Below are 5,301 nucleotides of genomic sequence, written 5' to 3' on the forward strand. Positions count from 1 at the left end.
GGCTCCGGGGGCTTCGGGGCGGGCTCCCGGGGCCGCTGGCGCGGGCTTCCGGGCCCCTGGCGGTGGAGGCAGCACTGCGGAGGGGCGCGGCGGCGGCGCGGTCAGCCGCACGGGGCGCTCGATGAGGCCGCGCACAGCCAGCCGCTCCAGGTCCATGACGATGTCGGTGCGTCCGCCATCGCCCCGGGCCGTGGGCCGCGAGCGCTCCTCGCGCACCCACTTCGCCACCAGGTGGCCGAACTCACCGCGGTGCTTCTCCAGCATGCGCGCGGCGAACTCCGGGGACTGCGCCACGCACGCGCGCGCCAGCCGCTGCACGCCCGCGCTGCGGATGGCGCCCGCCAACCGGGTGAAGCCATCGTGCAGGGTGATCTGCGCGCGCGCGTCCTCTTCCGGGAGCTTGCGCGGCGCATTCGCCGCCACGGACTTGCTCGCGAGCTGGAGCAGGTCCGGAGGCAGCGACTCCAGGAGGCCGTTCAGCTCTTCCTCGGGCAGGCCCGCCAGTGCCGGGCCCAACACGCGCGCGCCCAGGCGGTCACTCACCGTGAGCAGCTCACGCGTCTGGAGGTTGAGCACGTCCGCGAACTTGAAGCCCGCGGACTGGCCCGCGACCTCGCGCGCCAGCGCCTCCTCCAGCTTCCAGCGGATGATGTCCAGGACCTGCGGCCGCACCTCGCGGGTGAGCTTCACGCGCGAGGCAGGCAGGTGGCCGCGCACCGCCTCCGCCATGTTGCCGGGCAGCGCGCGCAGCGTAACTTCCACCAGGGCACCACGCTCACGCTGGAGCAGCGCCGCCAGCCGCTCCGGATCCGCGGTCCACAGCTGGCCGCGCCGGTCCTTCATCAGGCGCTTGAGCTCCTGCACCACCGCGGGCAGGCGCTTCTCTCGCGGAATCTGGAGGATCTCCTGCGCGCGGTGGCGCAAGAGCGCGCCCTCCTCGTCCGGCAGGTGCTCCAGCGCCGCCATGCTCTCCTGGCCCCCGAAGGTGACCGCGGTGAGCAGCATCATGGTCTGGCGCTTGCTGAGCGAGGTGAAGAAGGAATCCAACGGTCACCTCGCGGGCCCCCAGGTGGCCCGCTGAAGATAGGAGACGTGTCCCCGGCCTGGAGGACACGTCCCGCGGTCCGCCCCAGGAGGCCCGCGGGAAGCGACGTGCAGCTCTAGCCCTCGCGACCGCCGCGCGCACGCGCGGGACGCGCCGCCGCGGCGGGGGCAGCGCCACCCGAGCCGCCGCGCATGAAGGTCCACGCGGTGAGGCCCATCATCGCCAGGATGAGCACGAACGCACCGCCGAGGATCATCTTGAAGGTGCTGGCGCTGGCGGCCGTCATGCGCACGCCGAGCACGTCCTGCAGGCGGTTGGTCTCCGTGGTCTCCGCCGTGGGTGCCATGGCCTCCGTCATCAGCACGGTGACGGCCTCCGGCTTGAGCTCCGACACGGAGCTGGCGACGAACTGCTTCACCGCGTCCATCGTGACGGGGGGCTTGCCGCCCTCCACCGTGCGGTACTTGATGAACACGGAGGCCGACGGCATCGGCTTGTTCTCCGGCTGCGACAGGTCGTTGTTCTCCGGCACCATCACGATGGCGCGCGCCTCCAGCACGCCGTCGATCTGGTTGAGCGCGTTGGAGACCTCACCCGCCATGGCCTTGAGGAGCATGGCGCGCTCCTCCGTGGCGGTGGGCACCATGCTGCCCTTGGCGAAGTGGGACAGGCCCTTCTCCACCGGGCGCGGCAGCGAGTTGCGCTTCAAGAGCTCCGCGGCCTGCGCGGCGTCACCCTTGGGGACGACGATGGTGAAGCGCACTTCGTTGCCACCCTCCGCCTTCTCCTTCTTGGAGTTGATGCCGTTCTTGCTGAGCAGGACGTAGATTTCATTCGCGTCCGCCTCCGTCAGCTCGTGCTGCAGCTCGATGGAGCAGCCGGTGAGGAACAGCAGGGCGAGGAGCGGGGCGGCGAAGACGGGCGTTCGGCGAGTCATGGGCGCGCTTAGCTTAACAGGGCCCTTGCAAAACGCGGAAGGGCGCCCCCTCCCGACCCTGGGAGGGACCGCCCTTCACATGCCGCCATGGCCCGGCGGGGTGGGGACTTCTAGACCTGCGTCTTGACGACGTCCTTCAGGCCGCTGGTGGCCTTCTCGACGACCTTCGACGTGAGGTCCAACTCCTGCGAGTACTTGTACATGGACGCCTGGAGACCCAGCAGCTCGGCGTTGGACATGTTCTTGCCGGAGGAGGCCTCCTTGATCAGCTTGTCCATGCTGACCTGACCCTTCTCCAGGCCGGAGACGAGGTCGGACACCATGCCGCCCGACTTGGTCGTCTTGGAGGCTTCGGCCTTCGCGTCCACGGGCTCGGCGCCCTTGGCGGTGGCGGGCTGCTGGGCAGCGCCGTTCACCTTGTTCAGGTTGGCCTTCTCCGCCTTGTTGACGGTCTCCACCTGGCGGACGGTGTCCACCTTCTGGGTGGCCTGCGCGGCCTGGGCCTTGTTCACGTTCTGGGCGGCGTCCACCTGGCCGGCGCCCTGCGCCTTGTCAGCGAGAACTCCGTCGAACTTCGACGCGCCCGTCTTCTGCTGCGTCTGCTGCGCGCCCTGATCCTGCAGCTTTTGCTGCGCTACCTGTCCCGCGGAGATGCCGCTCATCGGAGCCGCCATGTGACACCCTCCTTGCATCCGTCGAGGGGGGAGGGAGTTCCTCCTCCTCGTTCAAGAGTTCCTTGAGCCGATCAATGGCCCGCGCATGAAGCCGCGACGCCCAGCTCTTCGACTGCCCGATCTCCGCCCCTGCCTCTTCCAGCGTGCGTCCCTGGAAGTAATAGCCCTGCAGGAGCTTGCGCTCTTTCTCCGGAAGCTTCTCGATGGCCGAGCGCACCCGGTTCTTCAGCTGCTCCATCTCCAGGCGCTGATCCGCCGGGAGGGATTCATCCACGTAGCCCGCCGCCTCCGCCCCTTCCGCCCCCGCCGCGAAAACCGCCGCGAGGCCCGCCACGGCATCCGAGATGTCTCCAATATCATCGTCGAATGACGACCCGCGGTTGCTTGCGCCCTGCTCGCGGTCCGCCAGATTTCCCAGATACGCCGTCGCGCGCTCGCCCTGATAGGCGGTGCGGGCGTCCGCGCCCCGCAAGACCCCCATCTTCCTCAAGCCGTCGAAGATGGCGCCCTTGATGCGGTAGTGGGCAAAGGTGAGGAAGTTGGCGCCGACCTTGGGGTCGAAGCGCTCAGCGGCTTCCAGCAGACCGATTTGCCCATAGGCCAGCAGTTCATCCAGCTCCAGCTGGGCATTGAACTGCTTGCGCACGGTGGCCGCGAGCGACCGCACGTACGGGCCGTACTTCTCCAGGATGACCTTCCTGTCTTCACCCAGAGGCAAGCGGCGCGCTCACTCGGCCTTGGACCACAGCCGCTCGAGAACCTGGTTCAGCCGGGGATCATCCTGCAGGGCCCCGGCGATGCGGCCCGTGAGGGCAGCGGACTTCATGTTCAACTTCTCCTGGAGCACTTCGGAGACGAGCGCCTTCGTCGCCTCCTCCTTGCTCTTGAAGCCCCCGTTCTTCAGCCGCTTGGCGATGGCGAGGGCCTGCGCCGCGATCGGATCCGTTGCCTGGGGGCCCTGGACGTTGCTGGAGCCTACCAGACCCGAAGGCCCGACGAGCGATTCCGTGCGGTCCACTTTGCCGCCAAAGGACGCGCCGGAGGCACCCGACGGACCGGACGCCCCCTTCACGCCGCCCGCGCGGCCCTTCCCACCCCCACGTCCGACTCCACCGACAGCCATCGACGTACCTCCTTCTTCCGCGACTACTTCTTCTGCGGAGGCAGGGCCCCCGCTTCCTTCGCCTGGATGAGCGCCTGGGCCAGCTTCGCTCCGTCGCTTTCAGGTTCCAGGTCGATGGCGGCCTTCAGTTCCTTGAGGGCCTCCGGCACCTTGCCCATGAACAGCAGGGCCTCCCCGGCGTGTGCCCGGGGCAGCGAGGACAGGGGCGCGAGCCGCTGGGCGACCCGGTAGGCCGCCAGGGCCTTGTCGTGCTTGCCCTGCGCGAACTCCACGGCGCCCAGACCAATCTGGGGCACCTCGCTCTTGGGCATGAGCGCGGCGGCACCGACGAAGACCTCCTTGGCCTTGTCGAAGTGACCCATGTCCAGCCACAGGTAGCCGGACTCCAGCAGGACCATGGCCGGCTGGCGCGCCATGGGCACGAGGCTGTTGGCAATCTCCGAAGGGGTCTCCGCCATGGACGTCGCGCTTCCTTTCCTGTCGCCGGAAGCACGGAAGGCGGCCGTCGAGGGCCGCCTTCCTTGCACCGGTCAGATTCCGCTGTCCGTGAAGACTAGCGGATGTTGCCGATGGAGTTCTTGGTCGTATCGTGCCGCGACTTCATCACGTTGGAAACAGCCGTGAAGAGCTGCGACTCGTGCTGCATGGCGGACTGCATGTTCAGCAGCTTGACGTTGTCGTCCATCATCGTCTTGAGGCTGCTGTTCGTGTTGAGCTGGTCGCTCACGCTGCCGCCGGAGCCCACGCTGGTGCCCAGCGAGGTGGAGCCGCCCGAGGAGGGCATGCCGCTGCCGCCGACGCCCGGCAGGTTGGTGGAGGGCACCGCGCCGGAGGCGGTGTTCATCACGCCCACGTAGGGGCCGCCCTGCATGCCGGAGCCGGAGGCGCCGGAGAAGGTCTGCGCGGAGGAGACCGCGGCGGAGACGATGCCCGCGCCGGGGACGAAGCCCGCCACCGCGCCGACACCCGCGCCCACGGCGCCGACGGTGCTGTTCAGGCCGTTCTGCACGCGCGCGCCAAAGCTCGTGTTCGGCGTCTGCCGAGCCGTGGTCATCTGGGTGTTCATGCGCAGGTTCGGGCCCATCATGCCGCTGTCGATCTTGCTCATTTCAGCCTCCGCGCTGGTGCCAGCGATTCGAAAAGGGGAGCCCCGGGATCATCCCTCGGCTCTTTGAATGGATTATCGGGAGAGCCAGCCGCCGGTTGCCTGCTGGTGCCAAGAAATCGTCCGGGCTCCCGAAAAGCCCGTTATTTCCGGCCCTTACCCTGCTTCGACTCGGCGACGAGCTTCTCGCGCACGTCCACGAGCATGCCGAGCAGCTCCTCGGACCGCGCGATCGCAGCCTGGGCCTTCTTGCCGATCTCCGCGCGCGGGCCCTTGAGCTCGGCGAGCCCCGCCTTGACGGGCGCGAAGAGCGCCTGGACGTCGCTGGCGGAGGCCTTCTCGATGAAGGTCTCGACGGCGGGGTAGGACGGGACAGGCAGTTCCTGGGGCTGGGGCTGCGGCGCGGAGGGCCTGGCG

General features: G+C 68.8%; 7 protein-coding genes and 1 pseudogene. All 8 read right to left on the reverse strand.

Annotated features, from left to right (window positions below; genetic code table 11):
- A pseudogene (locus D7W82_RS38115) lies at positions 1-1,008 on the reverse strand (hypothetical protein); the annotation flags it as partial.
- 152 nt (positions 1,009-1,160) lie between these two features.
- Positions 1,161-1,982 carry a type III secretion protein gene (locus D7W82_RS38120; RefSeq protein ID WP_120622959.1) on the reverse strand — a complete coding sequence of 274 codons (822 nt, stop codon included), beginning with the start codon at positions 1,980-1,982 and terminating at the stop codon, positions 1,161-1,163.
- 110 nt (positions 1,983-2,092) lie between these two features.
- On the reverse strand, positions 2,093-2,512 hold the full coding sequence (locus tag D7W82_RS38125) for an ATP-dependent helicase HrpB (RefSeq protein ID WP_120622960.1): 420 nt from the start codon (positions 2,510-2,512) through the stop codon (positions 2,093-2,095).
- A 22-nt stretch (positions 2,513-2,534) separates the two neighbouring features.
- On the reverse strand, positions 2,535-3,374 hold the full coding sequence (locus D7W82_RS38130) for a sigma-70 family RNA polymerase sigma factor (protein ID WP_120622961.1): 840 nt from the start codon (positions 3,372-3,374) through the stop codon (positions 2,535-2,537).
- 9 nt (positions 3,375-3,383) lie between these two features.
- Positions 3,384-3,779, reverse strand: a complete 396-nt coding sequence (locus tag D7W82_RS38135) for a hypothetical protein (protein WP_014398430.1) — start codon at positions 3,777-3,779, stop codon at positions 3,384-3,386.
- A 23-nt stretch (positions 3,780-3,802) separates the two neighbouring features.
- The gene (locus tag D7W82_RS38140; protein ID WP_120622962.1) at positions 3,803-4,237 is read right to left on the reverse strand and encodes a lipopolysaccharide assembly protein LapB; all 435 of its coding nucleotides are present in this window, start codon (positions 4,235-4,237) and stop codon (positions 3,803-3,805) included.
- A 95-nt stretch (positions 4,238-4,332) separates the two neighbouring features.
- Positions 4,333-4,887: a hypothetical protein gene (locus D7W82_RS38145; RefSeq protein WP_120622963.1), complete on the reverse strand. Its 555-nt coding sequence runs from the start codon at positions 4,885-4,887 to the stop codon at positions 4,333-4,335.
- A gap of 140 nt (positions 4,888-5,027) precedes the next feature.
- A partial coding sequence (locus tag D7W82_RS38150) for a hypothetical protein (RefSeq protein WP_120591481.1) occupies positions 5,028-5,301 on the reverse strand: 274 nt, incomplete at its 5' end.

Source organism: Corallococcus sp. CA049B, from assembly GCF_003611685.1.
GTDB lineage: Bacteria > Myxococcota > Myxococcia > Myxococcales > Myxococcaceae > Corallococcus > Corallococcus coralloides.